Raw genomic sequence first — 18,700 nt, forward strand, 5'->3', positions numbered from 1 at the left:
GGTTCGTGGATTTAATGAAATCTATGTGCGAAAGTTGAGTAATGTAATTCTTAGAATTTATACTAAAAAGGCAAAAATTGGATTTTGAAAAAAGATTAAGTAAAATAGTTGATAATTTATCTATAAAATATGATTTTTTTTATCTAATAAAAAATAATAAATTAACCTTTTCATTATTATTTATTATTTATTTAATATTTATAATCTACGTTGTATATGAAATATATACGAAACATACTTTTCAGGGAATAATTGATAATATATTTCCATTTTTTGTGGATATAGCAATTGTATTTTTAATAACTGTTACAGTTTTAGTTATTAGAATTATATATAATGATGAAGATGGACGAATTAATGAAGATGAAAAAGAAAATTTAAAGATATATCAACTAAAGAACTTTAATGTAGATATTAATAATATAGAAATTATTTTTAATAAAGAAGAATATTACAGCCAACCACAACTAATAGAAAATTTATTAAAATGGATTGACTTTGATAAAGATGATTATTTTAGAACTCATTATGGCTCTCTTGACATAAGTAAAATAGCAGTGAAAAGAATTGTAATTGAAGATAATAAATTAAAGATTCATTGTAATCAAGCATCATTTTATGATATAGCATATACTCATTACTTTCCAGATTATAAACTTTCTTCGAGTAGTAGCACAGATTCTAAAAATATATTTACATTAAGAAGTTTATTGAAAAATAATTTAGATGAAACTTATAGTAGTCAAAAGCTTTTATCAAATAGTATTGAACTTTTTAACTTACTACCAAATCCATTAGGATTGACAGGTATTGTCACTTTGAACTTCAATAATAAGAATTATTATATTTTACAAGTAAGACATAAATCAGAAGCTGCAGCTAAAAATAAAATACAATGGTCTTTTGCTGGAACAATTGATACTGTTCCGAACCTATATAAAGATAAAATATCCTTTAAGGAACTAATTGATAATGAATTAAATGATGAAATTATAGATATTAAAAATTCTCCATTTACAACTTTAAAAGATTGTAAAAAAGAGTATAGACTAATAGGTTTTGTCTTAAATCCATTATACTTATATCAACCGGAATTCTTTACTAATGTAACATATGATATAAATGATAATAAACATATTGATTTACAAAATTACATCATTGATAATGAAAAATCGTTTAGTAAATATTTAAATGATGGTAATGATGGTAATGATGGAAAAATAAGTAATTTTATTATACTGTCAGACTTGAAAATGATTCAAAAGATTATGAAGCATAAAGATTTAAAAGTTCGTAACTTATTCAAACCAGGTTATGATTTTCTAACAAGAGAAGTAAAATAGTCTTGTTTGTAAATTGCTCATTATGGGTTAAATACAGTAGTGTGAAACTTATGGGAAACTGAAATTATGATAAAATATAACTCTACTTTGCCGACATTATGGGGCTTACAGGATACTATCAGTCCCATCATCCGCACCATAAACTTTTAATAAACTCAATAAAACCCCTTAAATAATTACTTTACAGAGACTTGAAGAAAACTAAAATTTTATTTTTTCGACCTACTTCTATCCTTACTTTCTAATCAATTCAATAAAGCTATAAACTTAAATTAATAACCGATAACGCCAATTATTTATATGCTATACTATTCCTTAAATAAATAAATAAAAACATCTCATCTTTTTTAATTGAAGGAGTTTAATATGGCAATGGGTTCAGGAATTACAACAAAAATTATAGGAATAGGCTTAGTAGTTTTAGGAGTTGGTCTTGCAGTATGGGGGTATCAACTATCCGGTTCTGTCGGCTCACAAATAACACAAGCTGTCACAGGTTCAGATACAGACAAGGTCATGACTTTCTACATCTCCGGAGCGGTCAGTTTTTTTGTAGGTATATATCTTTTCAGAAAAAAATAAAATTGGAGACATTATGGATATCATTAACTTAATAATTTTTTTAGCAGTTGGTGCGCTGGCTGGGTGGCTTGCTGGCATCATAATGAAAGGAAGAGGATTTGGCGTCATTAGCAATATAATTGTGGGAATTGTCGGCGCTTTATTGGGTGGCTTTGTATTCGGTTTGCTCGGCATAACCACAGGCGGTTTTTTAGGCTCTATAGTTATGGCCACCATAGGCGCTGTTATTTTGCTATATATGATTAAAATACTTAAAAAGGTTTAGCTCTATAGTAGCTAAAACTGAAGATTCTACTTTGTCATTAGAAAATATTGAATCTAGCATTTGTCACAAAAAATCTCACGGACTTTTTGAAAAAGAATATGGTGAAAAACTCTGTTCACTATATTAAGCAAAACAATCTGGAAAAATTTAGTTGTTATATTTAAAGGGTAAAAATGAAATATATTATAGATATGATAGATGATATACGAGAGAATATACAAAACTCTAAAGAGTACACGCTCGTAGCTATGCTATTAAAAGAAAACACTTCAGAGAATTTTCAAAATGCCGGTGAAAAAGTTATTTCATCTTTGTTTATTGACCATGACACCAAACAGTTACAGTTAGGATTTGCAGATGAAAATGATACTACAAAGGAGTTACTAGAGCTTGTTGACTCTTTGCAAATGCAAGCAATGATGTATGAATTGGTTGTGAAAATTTCCAATGAGCATCCGCTTATGCCTGTTATAGGATTTGGTGAAAATCATGAAGAAAAACAGTACATTTTTTTTCTAACAGCCTAAAGTGTTTTAGTTAATTTACTCAACTTTCGCACATAAAACCTAACTCTTTTTGAGTATAAGCACTGAGCACAGCGATAATATTGAGTAAATTTTTATTATCCTTGACAACATTTTGGATTTCAGAGATTTTTGTCAGTATTTGAATAAAAAGTTGCATAGATATTGCCAAAGTTTCAAGTTCGCATTCTAAATCTCTAAATAGTTCTCCAAGAGTTTGAGGCTCATGTTTTATGCGATTTATATAGCTTACAATATTGTATGCGAACATGGATAGCGTTATTTTTGCAATTAGTGATTCATAGATACGATTTTCTTCTTTTCCAAAACCGAAGAGGTTTCTGAGATCTTTATAGCCTTGTTCAATATTCCATCTCTTTTTATAAGTTGCTAGAATCTCTTTGCCTGCAATAGTAATATCACTTGAGATAAAAACTAACAACTCTTTACCTGTGTGTAAAAATACGAGCTTGACTTTACCTAAAACTGCATGTTCTACAATGGCATCGAAATATTTGTACGATATTTTGCCATGTTTACCACTACTTTTGTGACGATAGTTTTTCATACTGTCATAGATTGCATTCATAGTTTTATGTTTGCCTTTAAAGTTCCAAATAAGTTTATTGTTTGGAAGTCTTGCTATTACTGGCATGCCAAGTTCATTAGCTTGATGTATGAAATTCGGTTTAGCATACCAGCTATCTACGAGCAAGTAATCTGCATCAACACCGTTATCCAAAGCTCTTTGCAGCATCTCAATAGCTAGTATATTTTTGCCTTTAGTAATTTCACTCTTTCTCTGATATGCATTACTTCTGTGATGTAGCTTATTTGTGAACTCTGAAATATCTTTTCTATTGCTACCATTCATTTTTATAGAAAAATCTAATTGAAAAGTTGAATGTGAATCTGCATAATTTAGAGATACGATATTGAGCGCATTGATACTCCTATGTTCTTTATTGCTCCAAATATATTTACAGCTTCCCTCAATGTATTTACCTCTCTTAGACTCTACTGTATCGTCAATAATGAGTAAGCGATGTTCACCATTTTTATGTAGTGGTTTTATTCTTTGCAAAAGTGCAGTAGTACTTAGCATTAAAAACTTTCGCCAGTTGTAACGACTATCTTTGATAAATCTGTAATAGGCATCTTTCCCAAATGCACTATCGCTCTTTTTTATAAATGTTGACTGGCGTTTTTGCATCACTAACATATAAACGAAGTGTAATATTATTTGAAATGGTGGATAGCCAACATTTCGTTTAATGAAGTTGCTCTGCTTAAGTATTTTTGTGATTTTTATCTCTGTTAGCACTTCAAGTATTGGATTCTTTAATATGCTTCTCACTGCAGTTTGTATATAATTGTCAAGTTCCATAAAATAGCCTTGTATTTTTGATGTTGTGGTGACAAAATTATACTAAAAAGTGGCTATTTATGGGCTTTAATACTCAAATTAAGTTCGTGGATTTAGTGAAATCTATGTGCGAAAGTCGCCACGTTTAACTTCCTTTAAAAATGATACCGATAGTAACAATTCTCTTCAATTTTATTCCATATCAGAAGCTTCATGAGTATTATAATTTTCATTATATTTTCTATTATTTTTATAAAGAGAATGTGCAGTAAGTATTATTTTTCGCATGACAGCAATTTGAGCAGATGTTGTATGTTTTCCTTTAGATTTCAATCTCTCATAAAAACTTTTAAAATTTTTATCATGTTGTACAGCAGTAAGAACTGACATAAAAATCACACTTCTATATAGACTTGCGCCTGACTTTGCTATTTTATAACCTGATTGAATTGATGTACCGGATTGTCTATAAATTGGATTTAGACCTGTTAACGAGGTAATCTGCCTTTGATTAGCTTCTGGGTATTTTAAAAAGAGATGTAAAAGTACAATGGCACCAATTTGACCAACTCCTTTTATTGATATAATATTGTCATATGCAATTTTATATTCATCCGTAGAATCAATTAAAGTTTGTACTTGTTCAATAATTCTAAGCTCTTTTTCTTTCGATTCTTTGATAGACTTTTTAAGTTCTTTAATTGAGAAGTTATCACCATCTTTACTTGTCAATGCTTCAAGATGATTCTTCTGTTGTGTTGTTTGTTTTTTCGTGAATTTATAAAAACTCATCAACTCCTTAATATGTTCTATATCTTCGTTATATACAGGAACCTTGATCTGATTATCTTTAGCTAAATGAAGAGCTTTTGAAAGAACTCTAGCATCTTCAATATCATTTTTTACTTCCACTCCCAATGCTTTAGCATAATTACTAAACTGCTTAGGATTTATGATAAAACACTTGATATTTTGTTCTGAAGAATATTTTCTAAGTGCTTCAGAATAACTACCTGTTGGCTCAAAAATAAAGACAATATTCTCCATCTCTTTTTTATATATTTTTTTTAATTTAGAGATAAGAGACCTGAAACCTTTAATGCTATTCTCTAAAACTAAATCCTGCTTATTCTTTGCTATATGAATATTTATACTTGCTTTTGATACATCAATTCCGATACAATTTGACACCGTGAACCTCCTAATATTTTAAGAGAGTTCGTTAGCATAGGAGTAAACTCCTATGTGACTTTTAAGCAATAATACTACACATAACTTTGCCTCGTGATTCAATCCGATCTAGCTTCAACTTTTTCTTGCAAAAAAAAGATATTAGAAACCGATCCACTCGCCACTCAAATTTAAAGTGTAATTATCCGACTTTCGCACAAGCTAGACTATGCCGCTTTAGTTAAGTACCGATACATTACTTCTAACGAACAACTCAAAAGAAGTATAAACTAAAAATTTACAAAAAAAAGAACATACGAGTTGAGTTATTTATATATTAACTGATAATATTAGAATTTATTTTTTATGATACTATAATCTACGTTTTGCAGAGAGCGAATTTAATATTTAATAATGTTTAAAATGGTAGAATACTGTATGTTGTACAAATAATTTTAAAGGTGTTAAAATGCTAAATCCTGTTATTTTAAGAGTTGCCAAGAGCGCACTTCTTAGTAGATTTGAAGATAAATATGTACTCGAGAGGGGGAGTGTTTTGACTCAATACCCATTTTTAAAAAAAAATGGGGCAGCCTTTGTGACCCTGAAATATAATAATGAGTTGCGTGGATGTATTGGCTCAGTGGTTGCACATTGCGCCCTTTATGATGATATTGTAAATAATGCCGTCTCAGCGGGATTTGGCGACCCAAGATTTGAGCATCTCCATGCTGATGAACTCTCAAATATTTCTGTTGAGGTCTCTGTTTTAAGTGAACCGACAATTTTGGAGTATAAGGATTTTGATGACTTATGTCAAAAAGTCAAGCCTAAGGTTGATGGACTTATTTTAAAACATGGCTCATACCATGGAACCTTTTTACCTCAGGTATGGGAGCAGCTCGCAACTCCTAAACTGTTTTTGCAACATTTAAGCATGAAGGCGGGTGCTTCACCAGATATATATGCACTGCATCCTACAATCTACAGGTATGGTGTTGAGGCGATAGAGGGAGCTTTTAATGAAATTGTTCCGTTGTAGATGTGAAAAAAGTTAAGATTTAAATTACACATGAGGAGTTGTTTATGAAAAGAGAGATGAGTGTGGCGGGAACATTTTATCCGGCAAGAGAAGTTGAATTGGAGAGGTATTTTGAACACTTTAGCAGGACATATGATGAGGATTTAGTTCTTCCTCATGTAAAAAGCAGAGCGGTTATAGTGCCTCACGCGGGGTATATATACTCTGGATATACAGCCAATGTGGCATACAGGATTTTACAAAAAAGCGGCATTAAAAACTTTGTTGTTATTGGGCCTTCCCACAGAGTAGCCTTTGAAGGGGTTAGTCTTTGTGATTACAAGAGCTATGTAACCCCATTTGGAGAGATTAAATCAGCGGATACTTTAGTTGAAAAACTTCAAGAAAATTTTTCACTTTCATGTTTCACTCAAGCACACGAAGAGCACTCCACAGAGGTGCAGTTCCCATTTATAAAACACTATATACAAGATGTACATATAATTGAGTTGGTGTACAGCCGTGAAAGCGCAAAAGAAATCTCAGAGATTATAGATTTCGTCTTAGAGCAAGAGGATTGCGGAGTTATTATAAGCACAGACTTAAGCCATTTCTATAACCTTGAAGATGCAAATAAACTTGATAATATCTGTTTGGAAGCGGTAAAAAATCTTGATTTAAATCAGCTTCATGAAGGTTGTGAAGCTTGTGGTATGATTGGTGTCGAAGCGATGATGATAAGTGCTAAAAAGCTTGGACTCTCATCTCATATTCTTGATTATAGAACCAGTGCCGATGCGAGTGATGACACAGACAGAGTTGTCGGATATATGAGTGCATGTTTCTTATGAATATATCAAATATATTTGAGGAGATTCCAAAGGAGTTAAAAGAGGAGCTTTTTCAAGAACTAATATCAAAAGATTCTATTAAAATTGAGCGTATAGTTTCGTATGGGCATAAAAGTGCAGAGTCTGAGTGGTATGACCAAAAGGGTGATGAGTGGGTTATTTTACTTAAAGGTGAGGCTATTATCTCATTTTTGAATGAAGAGGATGTTAGGTTAAAAGCTGGAGATTATCTGAATATTGTTGCACATAAAAAACATAGAGTATCTTGGACAAAGCCAGACCAAGAGAGTGTTTGGCTGGCAGTACACTATTGATTATTTGGAGTTTCTCTGTCGTAGTGTCTTCTCTCATGGCAAATTGGGTTACATGAACCACCTGTCGGTTTTTCAAGAAAACGGAGTGAAAAGTTCGCACTCCCGAAATTAGATTTTTCTCTCAAATGGTGCGGAAGATTTTTGCTTCCGTGGTAATCGTGACAAGCTCTACATGTAATGCTTTTGTCTTTTACATGTATAAAGTGAAGATTTCTTTCCCCTTTTCTAAAGTTTGTAAACTCTGTTGTAAATTTATCCTCTATTTTTTGAGGCTCATGACACTTAAAGCATACATAACCCTCCGGTAAAAATTTTGCTGTTGATTTTTCCGGAAATGGCATTTTTAACATTCTATAATTGTCTGATCCGTGAGGATTGTGGCAAGCAGCACAATCACCCCATAAAATTGGTCCATGCCAGTCGGGATTATCCTCAAGATGTTGTCCCATGTTCATAAGAACTTTTCCGTCCTCTTCACGATTCCACTCATTACTATGACACTGCAGACATAAATCTTTTGGAGTTTCCGCTTTAAGCATTTTAGGACGTCCAGTTGCGTGCGGGTCATGACAGTTTAAACACTTGTCACCCATCTCAATAGCGCCATGTTTATTTTTAGAGTTGGTTATTCTCTCTTTTTTATCAATATGACACATAAGGCATAACTCTTGCGTTCTGTCGCCTCTTAATTGAAACTTGTTATTTTCTGCATGTGGGTCATGGCAGTTTATACAGCTATCTTTTACCGGCGGATGTATGTTGTCCACGCTCGCCAACATCTCGCCTTTTTCAGAATGACATGTAGTACAAAGTTCATTTATTGTCTTGTAAACCAGAAGCTTAGGATTCTCAGATTCATGCGGGTCATGACACAACATACATCCGCCTGCACCAACAGGTCCATGAATGAATTTATTGTTATCATAGCTTTTATGGCAAGAGTAACATAGTCCCGGCATATCATCTTTTAGTTCAGCCGTTTTCCCCTTTTTGTCAACGTGGCACGAAGCACACTCTTTATTTGCGAAAGGCTTATGTTTAATCATTTTTTTAGCTGACTCTTTTGCGTAAAGAGTATCTGTAAACAAGATAAAGAAAAAAGATAAAAAGATAAAGTTAGTAAAATGAGATTTTTTCATTTAGTTTTCCTGAAAAATATTTTTGGAATTGTAACATAATTTTATTTTCAGTATTTTAAATTTATACAATTTTTAGTGTATCTACATCTCTTTTATTCTGTTTTTAAAACCGCTGTTTATACGTAGTCGAAGTCCAAAATGATACGCGCTTGTTATTGCTTTTTTAAGCAAATAGGCTTTGTAGCCTTTTACTTTTAAAAATTTAAACATCTCTCCTACAGCATAGTTGCCGCCAAGTGCAACAAAAACACCAGAGACACTTCCGTTAAATGGTTTTGCTTGATTGCCATCTATTCTTTTTCTGATTGTTTTTGCTACATACTCTGCACTTTTTTCTGCTATTTGCGCTGTGGGTGGAAGAATATTGCCATTTCTGTCTCGAACCTCTACGCAATCACCTAAAGCAAACACATTCTTTTTGCCTTGTATGTTCAGCTGTGAATCTGGGATAAGCTGATCAACTCTGTTTTTGTCATGATTGATTGTAGTGTTTAGCTTTGTTGCTTTAATCCCCCCGGTAAAAACCATGAACGAGTAGTTTAATTTTTCACCATCTCTAAAGTATATGCATGAGTCATCAAGAGAGCTTATAAAAGTATTAGTAAGAATTATTACATCGAGTTTTTCTAATCTTTTTTTTGTATTAGAGATAGTATATTTGCCCATTCCTGGAAGTATAGTTTCACTTGCATCAACAAGATATATTTTAATATCCTTTGCCGCTTCACCAATTGTTTTGCTGTGAACATTTATTACATGTGCCATCTCAGCAGCAATCTCAACTCCACTTAGTCCTGCCCCTCCAATGACAATATTTACTTCACCATCATTTGTCTCTTTTGTATTTAGTAGCTTTTTATATATGATATCTTCAAATTTTTGCCTGAATGAATAGGCTCTTTTTAAATTTTTTACACCATAGCTATGCTCTTTTAGACCATTTATAAATGAAAAAAAGTTAGTTTGGGCACCTGTTGCAATTATTAGATAATCATAAGCTATTTCCATATTACCTAAATCTATATTCTGCTTGTCAAAATCTATTGTTGTCACTTCTTTATGTATAAAACGAACTTTTTCTTTAAAACCACTACACCAACTGCTTAGGTTAATAGCAATATCATGCATATTAAATCTTCCAGCAACATAGCCGTAAGCTTCAGTTTGAAGATAGTGATATGGATTTTTGTCAATTAGTGTTAACTTTACATCTTCATATTTATCTAAAAACTCTATGGCGCGAAGACCACCATACCCGCCACCTATTATAACTACATGTTTGCTCAATATTTTTTCTCATTTCTTTTGTTCTTGTAAACAATTTTTTAGATTTTAACATATTATTTATGTGACGTTTCTATTGCTAACATATCGCTTACACAGAGGTGTTACAATTTTCCTATCTAAAAACAAAAGGATTAACATGAAAAAATTTATTACAGCGGCACTATTATTTGGAGCTTTAGCTTCTAGCGCATTTGCTCACCACATGTCGGCTTACGATGACGCGGGTATTAATATCCCTATCACATCTCCGCATTTAGATATGGTGTTTTAAAAATACGCTTTAAAACTTTCTAAAATATGACACTTTTCTAAGTGTCATCTCCCTTTGTGAAGCATAAATTCTCTCCTACGGTTTTACGCTTCATGTGAGGTCTTTATATTTAATCTTACAGCTTACTTTGCTTGATTGTCGGGCTGAAAGCTTTCGTGCTGACACTGACCAAATCACCAACTCTTAAACTCTTAGCTTCATCTTGAGTAACAACTATCTCAACCAACTGCTGACCTATAGCTATAATTGCAATGAAAATAACATCAACCTTTTTTATCTCTAGAAGCTCCCCTTCAAATGAGAATTTTTGGCTTCCTGATGTACGAAGGAGTATATCTTTTGGAGTTCCATCGTTTATAATTTTTCCATGCTCGAGCACTATTACTCTTGAAGCAAGTCTATAAATCTCGCTTGGGTCATGGCTAACCATAATTGTAGTAGTTTTAAACTCTTTATGAAGTGCAAGTATCTCATTTTGAAGTTTTGTCCTCATGGTAGAGTCAAGGGCGGAGAGAGGCTCATCTAAAAGAAGAAGTTTTGGCCGCTTCATCATCGCACGACAAAGTGCCACTCTCTGTTTTTGTCCACCGCTTAGAGTGCTTGGAGCTCTGTTCTTTAACTCGCTGAGTTCTGTTACATGTAGAAGATGTTGCGCTAGCTTTTTGTCTTTTTGAACATATAAAAGATTCTCTAAAACACTCATGTTTTCAAACAGGGCGTAGTCTTGAAAAACAAAACCAATCTCTCTTTTTTGTACTGCAAGATTGAAACTTTCACTTAACCATACTCTGTCATCTACATGTAGATTTCCACTCGCCGTCTCAAGCCCTGCTAAGATACGCAAAAGTGTTGTTTTTCCACTTCCGCTTTTCCCGCTAAGTGCTATAAAATCACCACTTTTAATCTCAAGGTTTACGTCTAAAAGCATATCTGCCTGAGAGCCGTGAAGGTTTTTATTTATGTTTATTTTTATCATTTTATAAACCCGGAAAATTTTTGTTTATGGTTAAAAGTATAAACACCAAGCAAAACTAAAAAGCTCATAATAACCATAATCGCACTGTATATATGAGCAGATGAGTAGTCCATAATCTCAACCATCTCATAGATTGCAACCGAAGCAACTTTTGTCTCTGCTGGAATACTTCCCCCAACCATAAGAACTACTCCAAACTCACCGACTGTATGGGCAAAGGTTACAATAATTGCCGTTATAAGAGCCGGTTTTATATTTGGAAGAGCTACTCTAAAAATAGTCTCAAACTTACTTTTACCGCTGATATATGAGGCTTCAAGCATGTTTTTGTTTATAGATTCAAAACCGCTCTGTAGAGGCTGAACCATAAAGGGGAGAGAATAAAAACAACTTGCAACTACTAGCCCTGTAAAGTTAAAAACTAAGTCAACACCGAAAAACTCTTTAAAAAAAGCCCCTATAGGTGAGTTGTATGAGAGGGCATAAAGTATATAAAAACCTAAAACAGAAGGTGGAAGAACTATCGGTAGAGCAGTAATAGCTTCTAAAAAAGGTTTTGCTTTTGAGCGGGTTTGCGAAAGGTACCAAGCTAGTGGCAAACATAAAATAAAAAGTATGAAAGTTGTAATGCCTGCTAGTTTAAAAGAGAGTAAAAAAGGTGTGAACTCTAGATTTTGTAAAATCTCAATCATTTAAAATTTCCAAAACAGAAAGCTCATTTGCTTTTATAAATGCAGTAACTTCATCACCTACATGTAGTGACATTCTCTGGCTTGATTCTCTTGTGATTATAGACTCTAAAATTGTGCTCTTTACCTGCAATGTTATGCTACTTAAGAGTTCTCCATTTTCTACATGTAGAATTTTTGCAGGTAGTTGGTTTGAATAAGAGACTTCTCCGCCAAATGCTTTTGCGATTGCTACATGTGTAGGTTTTGTACTAAGTTTTACATTAGCTCCAACTTTCACACTGCTGTTTAGTTCTAAACTCATCATACTGAGCGCTACACCATCAAAATCAAACTTGACTATAGTGAGGTTATCGACACTATCTATTTTTTTAACTTCTGCTGTAAATGTATTCACTCTGTTTTGTATCCGTAATTTTTAAAGATTTTTTTGGCACTTTGACTTAAAATAAAATCATAAAAGGCTTTTGCCTCAGAAGAATTTTTAATCATAACAACACCCTGATCTATTGGTGTGTATAGTTTTGAGTCAACTTCAACCCAATTTATGCCTTTTTTATACATTGTCAATTGAGGAGAGTATAGTGATGACTTCGCAACAACTCCAATGTCAGTTGCAGTAACAGTGTAAGAGAGTGTTTGTGAAACAGACTCCCCGTAAACAAATTTACTCTTTATATCTTCAAGTAAGTTGGCATTTTTAAAAGCTTCAAAAGCTGCTTTTCCATAAGGGGCGGTTTTTGGATTTGCTACTGCTATTCTTGAGATTTCACTATATTTTAATAACTCTATCCCTTTGGAAAAATCTAAATTTTTAATGCTAAAAAGTGCAAGAGAACCTTGAGCATAAACAGCAGGTTTACTACTAGTGAGTTTCTTCTCGTAAAGCTTATTCGGATATTTCATATTTGCAGACATAAACAAATCATATGGAGCACCGTTGCTTATCTGTGCTGTAAGTTTTCCACTGCTTCCAAGCGTTATGGTTACTTTAGTCTTCGGATTGGTTTTGTTAAACTCTTTTATCAAATCATCTATTGCGTAGCTTACATTTGCCGCAACAGCAACTTTTATATCAGCATAACTCAGTGAAGTAATAGATATGAAAATAAGTAATAATATATACTTCACTGCAATCCTTTTGTGCTATTTTATCTTAAACTTATTAATTTATTTAGTTACTAAAGTATCCTGTAAATTGAACCATAAAACGATTCCCTATATTGTCAACAACCGTTTGCGCACCTGGGTTACCGTTGGCAAAAGCATCTCTTATCGCATAGTTAAAGTCAACTCTTGTCGCCCCTTTAAACCTATAAGATGCTCCAAGGGTTAAAGTTTTGAATATTCTCTCAGCGGATGCATCATTTGTTAAGCGGTTGTATTGGTCATAACGTCCAAATATCTCAAACTTTTTTGGAACCAGTTCATACTGAACATTGAAGTATCCACCAACTGATTTGTTCTCCACTCCAACAGCGTGTTGAACCTGCCAGGCTTCTACATCAACAGTTGGGTCACTGTCTTTAGCCCCTGTGTAAATCATCCCCTCTGCGCCCATTAGCTCTGAGGTAACCCTAAGGCCATCTTTGTAGTAAGTCATACCGATACCATATCTTTTACGCTTGTTAGTTTGAACACCTGCGTCGGCTGTAACAATTTTGCGATTTCCAGTTTGTCCCCAGAGAAAAGTTTTAAGAGACTCTGTATAAAAACCTTTTCCTTTGCCAAACTCTTTTTCCAATGCAAGATATCCATAATGTGTTCCCTGCCCACTTGGTGTATACATCTTTAAATTACTCCCATTACCATACATGTAGGCATAAGTAAGTTTATAGTTTGCGGCAAACGGCAGAGCAACAGTGTCAAATACCTGAACACCCTTGTCTCTAAAAGCACCGACTGATGTATATGGGTCACCCTGATAGTGGATTGTTGAGGCACCGCCTGCAGGGTTTCCTGTTTGTGCTGACCCGACAACGTTGGTCTGACGCTCCATAAGCTCCCCATTTGTAAAAGAGGTAAACTCAATATATGGAGATGCAAAAGTTGCTCTAAGACCCTCTTCAGAGCCAGGTGTTTTAAACTGCCCGATTCTTAATTTTGCATATGGAATGTGTTTTAGTGTAACCGAGGCATCTACAAGAGCTTCACTCGTTGTAGCTCTTGTATTGAGCAGGTTTGTGATCCCACTGTTTTCAATAGCTACCAAGGTAAAGTAATTGATTTTATTATCCTCATCTATCATACCTCTGAGGCCTAAACGTCCTCGCCCAAGATTAACACCGGACTGCCTTTTTAAATCAGGTATCAGCAAAGAAAACGGTGTTTTATTGACACCCGTGTCTAGTACATCTCCAAAATCTCTTTTATAGTTTACCTGTATAAACCCCCAAATAACGGGTGTTGTTCTTGTGTTTTTAACAACTTTTCCATCTTTTTTAACAAAGCTTTTTTCCGTCCCTTGAAGCATTAGCCAGTCTGCAGCCTGAAAATTGTCTGTCAATAACACAAAGGTTAAAACAGTTAAGCCGAGTTTAGTTGAGATTTTTTTCATGAAATTCCAATATTTTTTTTGTCATAGTAACATAAAATTTTAGTAAAATACGCTAAACAATTTTGAAAGTAGGAAAAAGTTTATGGCAAAAGCAACAGCAAGACATATTTTAGTAGATAGTGAAGAGCAGTGCAATGCACTAAAGTCGGAGATAGAAAATGGGGCATCTTTTGCAGATGTTGCACAAGCAAACTCTCAGTGTCCATCACGCTCAAGTGGCGGAGATTTAGGTGAATTTGGTCCTGGTATGATGGTTCCTGAGTTTGATAAAGTGGTTTTTTCTGCTGAAGTTGGTGTTGTGCAGGGTCCTGTAAAAACTCAGTTTGGCTACCACCTTTTAGAGGTTACAAGTAGAAGCTAGTAGCTTCTACATTAAATTTTAGGGGTAGATTATGGTTAAAGTAAGCGCAATTCAGATGAGTATGGGCGAAGATAAAAAGGCTAATGTTCATAAAGCAGAGCAGTTGGTTAAAGAGGCTGTAAAAAACGGTGCGCAGATTGTCCTTTTACCGGAACTGTTTGAGGGTTTGTATTTTTGTAAAGATATGGATGAAAAATACTTTTCATGGGCAACGCCTAGAGAGAATAACAAATTAATACAACGCTTTAGTGACTTGGCAAAAGAGCTACATGTAGTTATATTAGTTAGCTATTTTGAAAAAAGCAAAGATGATTATTTTAACTCTCTAGTGGTCGTAGATGCCGATGGAAAAGTTATGGATAACTACCGCAAGACTCATATACCGGACGGTCCGGGTTATGAAGAGAAGTTCTACTTTAAGCCGGGAGATACCGGTTTTAAAGTTTATGAAACAACTTACGGCAAGATAGGTGTGGGAATTTGCTGGGATCAGTGGTTTTGTGAAACAGCAAGAGCCTTGACGCTTATGGGTGCAGAAATAATATTTTATCCCACAGCAATAGGGAGTGAACCAGAAATAGGGCTTGACTCAAAAGAGCATTGGCAGAGAGTTCAAATGGGACATGCCGCTACAAATACCGTTCCTGTTGTGGTTGCCAACCGCATAGGCGAAGAGGCGGGGGAGAGTTGCAGTTTGAGTTTTTACGGCTCATCTTTTATAACCGACTATACAGGTGCTAAAGTGGCAGAGGCCAGCAGAGACAAACAAGAGATAATCTATGCAGAGATAGATTTGATAGAAAATGCACAACAAAGGGAATATTGGGGTTTGCTAAGAGATAGAAAACCTGAGATGTACAAAAATATCTGCTAAGTGGAACTATTTTTGCTTTAAAATGTAAAATAATTCAATAAAGGTTAGAATATATGAAAATTGTTTTGCGCAATAATCTTATTCTCATCACTACGGAATTTGATACGTTAAATGCAAAGTGGATGAGAGAGTTCTTAAGTCATCACTCCCGTGGTATGCTTTTTCTGCCAAAAGCAGTTCTAGTATTTAGAAATGAAACATTAAAAGAAGTTAGAGAAGAGTTTTTAAGCCAATTAAGCCAGCATCATGCCAAAATAAATGAGTTTTCACATGAGTTTTTCTTGCGCTCAATGCTTAAGTACGGAACACAACCCATAAAAATTGAGTTAAATAAACTTCAAGAACCCGAAGTAGTTCAGGTAAACCTGTATGCTTACGATAAAGATACAGTTTTAATATCTTTGCTTTATCCAAACTCATGGGTTGTTAACTATCTCCGCTCTCAACTAGAGGTTTATGTTGAAAGAGGCACAGATATCTCTTTGGTTATAGACGTTTCAGACTACAAAGCAAAAAGTAGACTAGAGCGTGCTCTTAACAAACGCCATATTCTTCATTACCAGATTCAATATACTTATGATAATCACTTTATGAGCAAGCTTTACAGTGATTTTGCAAATTTTAGTTTTGGTGATTTATGTAAAGCCGAAGAAGATAAAGAAAATATCCACCTATACACAGTGTTGGAGTGTCCGGTAGGGGCAAGTCAGGATGCACTTAAAAAGAGCTATAAAAAATTAGCCAAAGTTTACCATCCAGATAAAATAGTCCATGAAACTCCTCACATGGTAAGGCGTTACACGCAAAAATTTCAGCTTTTACAAGAGGCGTATACCGCTCTTAGAATTAGCAGTTAAGTGCTTATGAGCTAAAGAGCTCTTTTATCAGCTCATGCTCTTTAGCATTTTTAACCAGTGCTTCAAAGTCTTCAGACCTGTATAGAGCCAGCTTTTTCCCCTCATACTGTTTCAACTCCTTAGAAAAACCTCTTTTAGAGAAGAAAATTATTTGGTCAGGGTCAATCTCAAGTTTTTCACACTTCTCTTTTATCTTATTTAACTCTGATTTATTTACCTTATGATTTGTCCATTTGCACTCAGCAACATAAACTTTTTCATCACTGGTAATAGTCAATATATCAATTTCTACATTTGCATCCCAGTAACTGCCTGAACTTAAAATCTGTGAATCTCTGAGGTTATAATTAAGAAGCACCTCTGAGAGTTCCTCAAAAACTAGGCTTGTATAACTGTTTTGCTTAAGCTCAAAATCTTTTAAAAATTTATCATAATCACCCTGAGCTATCTCTCTTGCATGTGGAACTATAAAATAAAACCAAAATCTTATAAAAGGGTATGTAAAGAGAACTTTATGCGAGATTCTATGTTTTGCAACCTCTCGTTTTACTTTACCTTTTGGATTTAGACTCTTTGCAGGTTCCTCTCTTGAGTACTCAATCTGGATTAAACCTTTGTCTTGGAGATGATTAAGAGCAATGCCACCATTTTGATTGTTTAATCTGGCTCTGTTAAAAGCGGAGAATATTCTTCTGTCCCCAACAGCAAGTGCTCGAAGCAATCTTGTATATTCTTTGTTTTGATTGGTAAGCTCTTCTATCTCTTTGTTTAACTTTTGAAAATTTTCCAATATTAACTCTTGGATTAAAAAGTCAATCGGCTTTGTCGTGTCTATTTCTCGACCAAAGCCACCAAATACTGCGAAGTAATCAATCTGCGTTTCCATGTCATCTGGAAAGTTTCTTATATAAAATGAACGAAATTGTTCTAAAAGTGTATTATCTAACATGTGGAAATTGTAGCATAAAATTTCTACATTTCGCTTCCCCATTTCAACATATTTATTCCGTATTTCTCCCTTATTTGCTGTGAGTGCTCTGTCAGTTTCTTCATTTTGCTCTCATCAGCAAAGCCGATAAGTGATAACTCCTTTTTTGAATCTCTCGTAAAACTTGAGCAGTTTATACTGATTCTTATTACATGTAGTCTCTTGTGTATATCTGTTTCATTAAAAAGTGTTAAACATAGAGAATCAAACTTTTTTTCGGTAAATATTTCACACAGGCTTATATTTTTGTGCGATTTTTGATTCATCTCATAAGATAAGGAGAGATGAAAAACTGTTGGAATAACATTTAGTTTTAATATTGCAAAACTTAAGTGACGAGCAAGTACATGCACTCTTCTTTTTAACTCATATCTGTCAAAAATGGGGTCAAATGTACGAGAAATTCCTATGGATTTTCTTTTATGTTTTGTCTGAATCGGTGCATCGCTGATTCCGCTAACTCTTGCGTATAACTCTTTTGCATAAGGTCCCCAAGACTCAACAGTTCCACGTCTGCTTTTTAAATCACCCAAAGTATGAATCTGTGCCGAACGAAGTTTCTCTTTCATGCTCTTTCCAATACCTGCAAACTCACTAACTGGTATTTTGTTTATAAAATTATCGAGCTCATAGGGTTGAATGATTTTACACCCAAAAGGTTTTGCGGCAGTAGTAGCTAGTTTTGCTATATATCTTGTATTTGCCGCGCCTATAGAAACAGGGAGTTTTATAACCTCTTTAATCTCATGACGCAAATCATCTATAAAACGTGGTATGTCCACATCTTCAACCCAGCCGCTTAAATCTCCGTAAAACTCATCTATGCTTGCCTGTTCAATAAGCGGAATCTTTGATTGTAAGAACTCATGAAGTTCATGAGAGAGTTTTTGGTAAAGTGACATATTGGGTGCTTTTATAATCAGTTGAGGACACAGACCCAAAGCTTCTTTTATGCTAATTGCAGTTTTTACGCCGTAAGCCCTTGCTTCATAGCTCGAAGTTGTAAGTATGCCGCGAACTCTTCCGTCTGAATCTTTAAAAGCATTTAAATCATCATCGCTCTTTTCATAAGCCTTATAAAAAGTTGGTACAAAGCTCCCGGAGTTCTCAAAATTTACCGTCTGTTTTTTAGCATCTTTTGTAAAGATTTTGGTATCACTTCTCCCGCCAATTGCAACAGCTTTACGTTCAAGAGAAGGGTCTTGTATTCTGGCAGCACTCACAAAAAAGCAGTCTATATCTATATGTATTTTCATAAAAATGAT

21 protein-coding genes and 1 pseudogene are annotated in these 18,700 nt (G+C 34.2%); 11 read left to right on the top strand and 11 right to left on the bottom strand.

The features are described from left to right. Positions 1–77 precede the first annotated feature (77 nt). The 4 genes from HUE88_RS01085 (at position 78) to HUE88_RS01100 (ending at position 2,717) form a co-directional block, all read left to right on the top strand. Positions 78–1,343 carry a hypothetical protein gene (locus tag HUE88_RS01085; protein ID WP_194370245.1) on the top strand — a complete coding sequence of 422 codons (1,266 nt, stop codon included), beginning with the start codon at positions 78–80 and terminating at the stop codon, positions 1,341–1,343. Between the two features lie 366 nt (positions 1,344–1,709). Then, a complete protein-coding gene (locus HUE88_RS01090; protein ID WP_194370247.1) occupies positions 1,710–1,925 on the top strand; it encodes a DUF3185 family protein in 216 nt (71 codons plus the stop codon). Positions 1,926–1,938: 13 nt separating this feature from the next. Then, on the top strand, positions 1,939–2,190 hold the full coding sequence (locus HUE88_RS01095) for a GlsB/YeaQ/YmgE family stress response membrane protein (RefSeq protein ID WP_194370249.1): 252 nt from the start codon (positions 1,939–1,941) through the stop codon (positions 2,188–2,190). 173 nt (positions 2,191–2,363) lie between these two features. Further along, on the top strand, positions 2,364–2,717 hold the full coding sequence (locus HUE88_RS01100) for a hypothetical protein (protein ID WP_194370251.1): 354 nt from the start codon (positions 2,364–2,366) through the stop codon (positions 2,715–2,717). 19 nt (positions 2,718–2,736) lie between these two features. Here HUE88_RS01100 and HUE88_RS01105 read toward each other — a convergent pair whose 3' ends face one another. Both HUE88_RS01105 and HUE88_RS01110 read right to left on the bottom strand, forming a co-directional pair. Then, the gene (locus HUE88_RS01105) at positions 2,737–4,101 is read right to left on the bottom strand and encodes an IS4 family transposase (protein WP_194370253.1); all 1,365 of its coding nucleotides are present in this window, start codon (positions 4,099–4,101) and stop codon (positions 2,737–2,739) included. Positions 4,102–4,272: 171 nt separating this feature from the next. Next, positions 4,273–5,271: an IS110 family RNA-guided transposase gene (locus tag HUE88_RS01110; protein ID WP_194369361.1), complete on the bottom strand. Its 999-nt coding sequence runs from the start codon at positions 5,269–5,271 to the stop codon at positions 4,273–4,275. Positions 5,272–5,719: 448 nt separating this feature from the next. Here HUE88_RS01110 and amrA point away from each other — a divergent pair, with 448 nt between their 5' ends. Genes amrA through HUE88_RS01125 form a run of 3 tightly spaced genes read left to right on the top strand, consistent with a single transcriptional unit; the run spans position 5,720 to position 7,436 of the window. Then, the gene (gene amrA / locus HUE88_RS01115; protein WP_194370255.1) at positions 5,720–6,292 is read left to right on the top strand and encodes an AmmeMemoRadiSam system protein A; all 573 of its coding nucleotides are present in this window, start codon (positions 5,720–5,722) and stop codon (positions 6,290–6,292) included. 44 nt (positions 6,293–6,336) lie between these two features. Then, the gene (amrB, locus tag HUE88_RS01120; RefSeq protein ID WP_194370257.1) at positions 6,337–7,122 is read left to right on the top strand and encodes an AmmeMemoRadiSam system protein B; all 786 of its coding nucleotides are present in this window, start codon (positions 6,337–6,339) and stop codon (positions 7,120–7,122) included. After that, positions 7,119–7,436, top strand: a complete 318-nt coding sequence (locus HUE88_RS01125; protein WP_194370259.1) for a cupin domain-containing protein — start codon at positions 7,119–7,121, stop codon at positions 7,434–7,436. Before amrB ends, HUE88_RS01125 begins: the two co-directional genes overlap by 4 nt. Here HUE88_RS01125 and HUE88_RS01130 read toward each other — a convergent pair. Next, the gene (locus HUE88_RS01130; RefSeq protein WP_194370261.1) at positions 7,430–8,575 is read right to left on the bottom strand and encodes a cytochrome c3 family protein; all 1,146 of its coding nucleotides are present in this window, start codon (positions 8,573–8,575) and stop codon (positions 7,430–7,432) included. The two genes, HUE88_RS01125 and HUE88_RS01130, sit on opposite strands and share 7 nt — an antisense overlap. A gap of 81 nt (positions 8,576–8,656) precedes the next feature. Beyond that, the gene (locus HUE88_RS01135; RefSeq protein ID WP_194370263.1) at positions 8,657–9,862 is read right to left on the bottom strand and encodes an NAD(P)/FAD-dependent oxidoreductase; all 1,206 of its coding nucleotides are present in this window, start codon (positions 9,860–9,862) and stop codon (positions 8,657–8,659) included. A gap of 136 nt (positions 9,863–9,998) precedes the next feature. Here HUE88_RS01135 and HUE88_RS13940 point away from each other — a divergent pair, with 136 nt between their 5' ends. Further along, complete coding sequence (locus HUE88_RS13940) at positions 9,999–10,133, top strand: hypothetical protein (RefSeq protein ID WP_268245917.1); 135 nt, start codon at positions 9,999–10,001, stop codon at positions 10,131–10,133. 115 nt (positions 10,134–10,248) lie between these two features. On the opposite strand, the gene HUE88_RS01140 is transcribed toward HUE88_RS13940, so the two are convergent. From HUE88_RS01140 to HUE88_RS01160, 5 genes are read right to left on the bottom strand one after another with little or no spacing between them, the layout of a single operon-like run. Beyond that, on the bottom strand, positions 10,249–11,109 hold the full coding sequence (locus HUE88_RS01140; RefSeq protein ID WP_194370265.1) for a sulfate/molybdate ABC transporter ATP-binding protein: 861 nt from the start codon (positions 11,107–11,109) through the stop codon (positions 10,249–10,251). Then, positions 11,106–11,801 carry a molybdate ABC transporter permease subunit gene (gene modB / locus HUE88_RS01145; protein ID WP_194370267.1) on the bottom strand — a complete coding sequence of 232 codons (696 nt, stop codon included), beginning with the start codon at positions 11,799–11,801 and terminating at the stop codon, positions 11,106–11,108. The genes HUE88_RS01140 and modB overlap by 4 nt, the downstream gene beginning before the upstream one ends. After that, complete coding sequence (locus HUE88_RS01150) at positions 11,794–12,195, bottom strand: TOBE domain-containing protein (protein WP_194370269.1); 402 nt, start codon at positions 12,193–12,195, stop codon at positions 11,794–11,796. Before HUE88_RS01150 ends, modB begins: the two co-directional genes overlap by 8 nt. Next, positions 12,192–12,929 (bottom strand): molybdate ABC transporter substrate-binding protein, encoded by a 738-nt coding sequence (gene modA, locus HUE88_RS01155; protein ID WP_194370271.1) that lies wholly within the window; start codon positions 12,927–12,929, stop codon positions 12,192–12,194. Before modA ends, HUE88_RS01150 begins: the two co-directional genes overlap by 4 nt. 43 nt (positions 12,930–12,972) lie before the next feature. After that, complete coding sequence (locus tag HUE88_RS01160; protein WP_194370273.1) at positions 12,973–14,355, bottom strand: hypothetical protein; 1,383 nt, start codon at positions 14,353–14,355, stop codon at positions 12,973–12,975. A gap of 70 nt (positions 14,356–14,425) precedes the next feature. Between HUE88_RS01160 and HUE88_RS01165 the strand changes: the two are divergent. The 3 genes and pseudogenes from HUE88_RS01165 to HUE88_RS01175 all read left to right on the top strand — a co-directional run. Beyond that, positions 14,426–14,716 (top strand): annotated as a pseudogene (locus HUE88_RS01165) (peptidylprolyl isomerase); the annotation flags it as partial. 31 nt (positions 14,717–14,747) lie between these two features. Next, the gene (gene aguB / locus HUE88_RS01170) at positions 14,748–15,590 is read left to right on the top strand and encodes an N-carbamoylputrescine amidase (RefSeq protein WP_194370277.1); all 843 of its coding nucleotides are present in this window, start codon (positions 14,748–14,750) and stop codon (positions 15,588–15,590) included. Between the two features lie 53 nt (positions 15,591–15,643). Then, positions 15,644–16,447, top strand: a complete 804-nt coding sequence (locus HUE88_RS01175; RefSeq protein WP_194370279.1) for a J domain-containing protein — start codon at positions 15,644–15,646, stop codon at positions 16,445–16,447. Between the two features lie 4 nt (positions 16,448–16,451). Here the strand turns inward: HUE88_RS01175 and HUE88_RS01180 are convergent, their stop codons facing one another. Continuing rightward, positions 16,452–17,396 carry a DUF234 domain-containing protein gene (locus HUE88_RS01180; RefSeq protein WP_194370281.1) on the bottom strand — a complete coding sequence of 315 codons (945 nt, stop codon included), beginning with the start codon at positions 17,394–17,396 and terminating at the stop codon, positions 16,452–16,454. 23 nt (positions 17,397–17,419) lie between these two features. Continuing rightward, the gene (locus tag HUE88_RS01185) at positions 17,420–18,691 is read right to left on the bottom strand and encodes a Y-family DNA polymerase (protein WP_194370283.1); all 1,272 of its coding nucleotides are present in this window, start codon (positions 18,689–18,691) and stop codon (positions 17,420–17,422) included. Positions 18,692–18,700 lie beyond the last annotated feature (9 nt).

This window comes from Candidatus Sulfurimonas baltica, assembly GCF_015265455.1.
In the GTDB taxonomy this organism is placed as follows: domain Bacteria; phylum Campylobacterota; class Campylobacteria; order Campylobacterales; family Sulfurimonadaceae; genus Sulfurimonas; species Sulfurimonas baltica.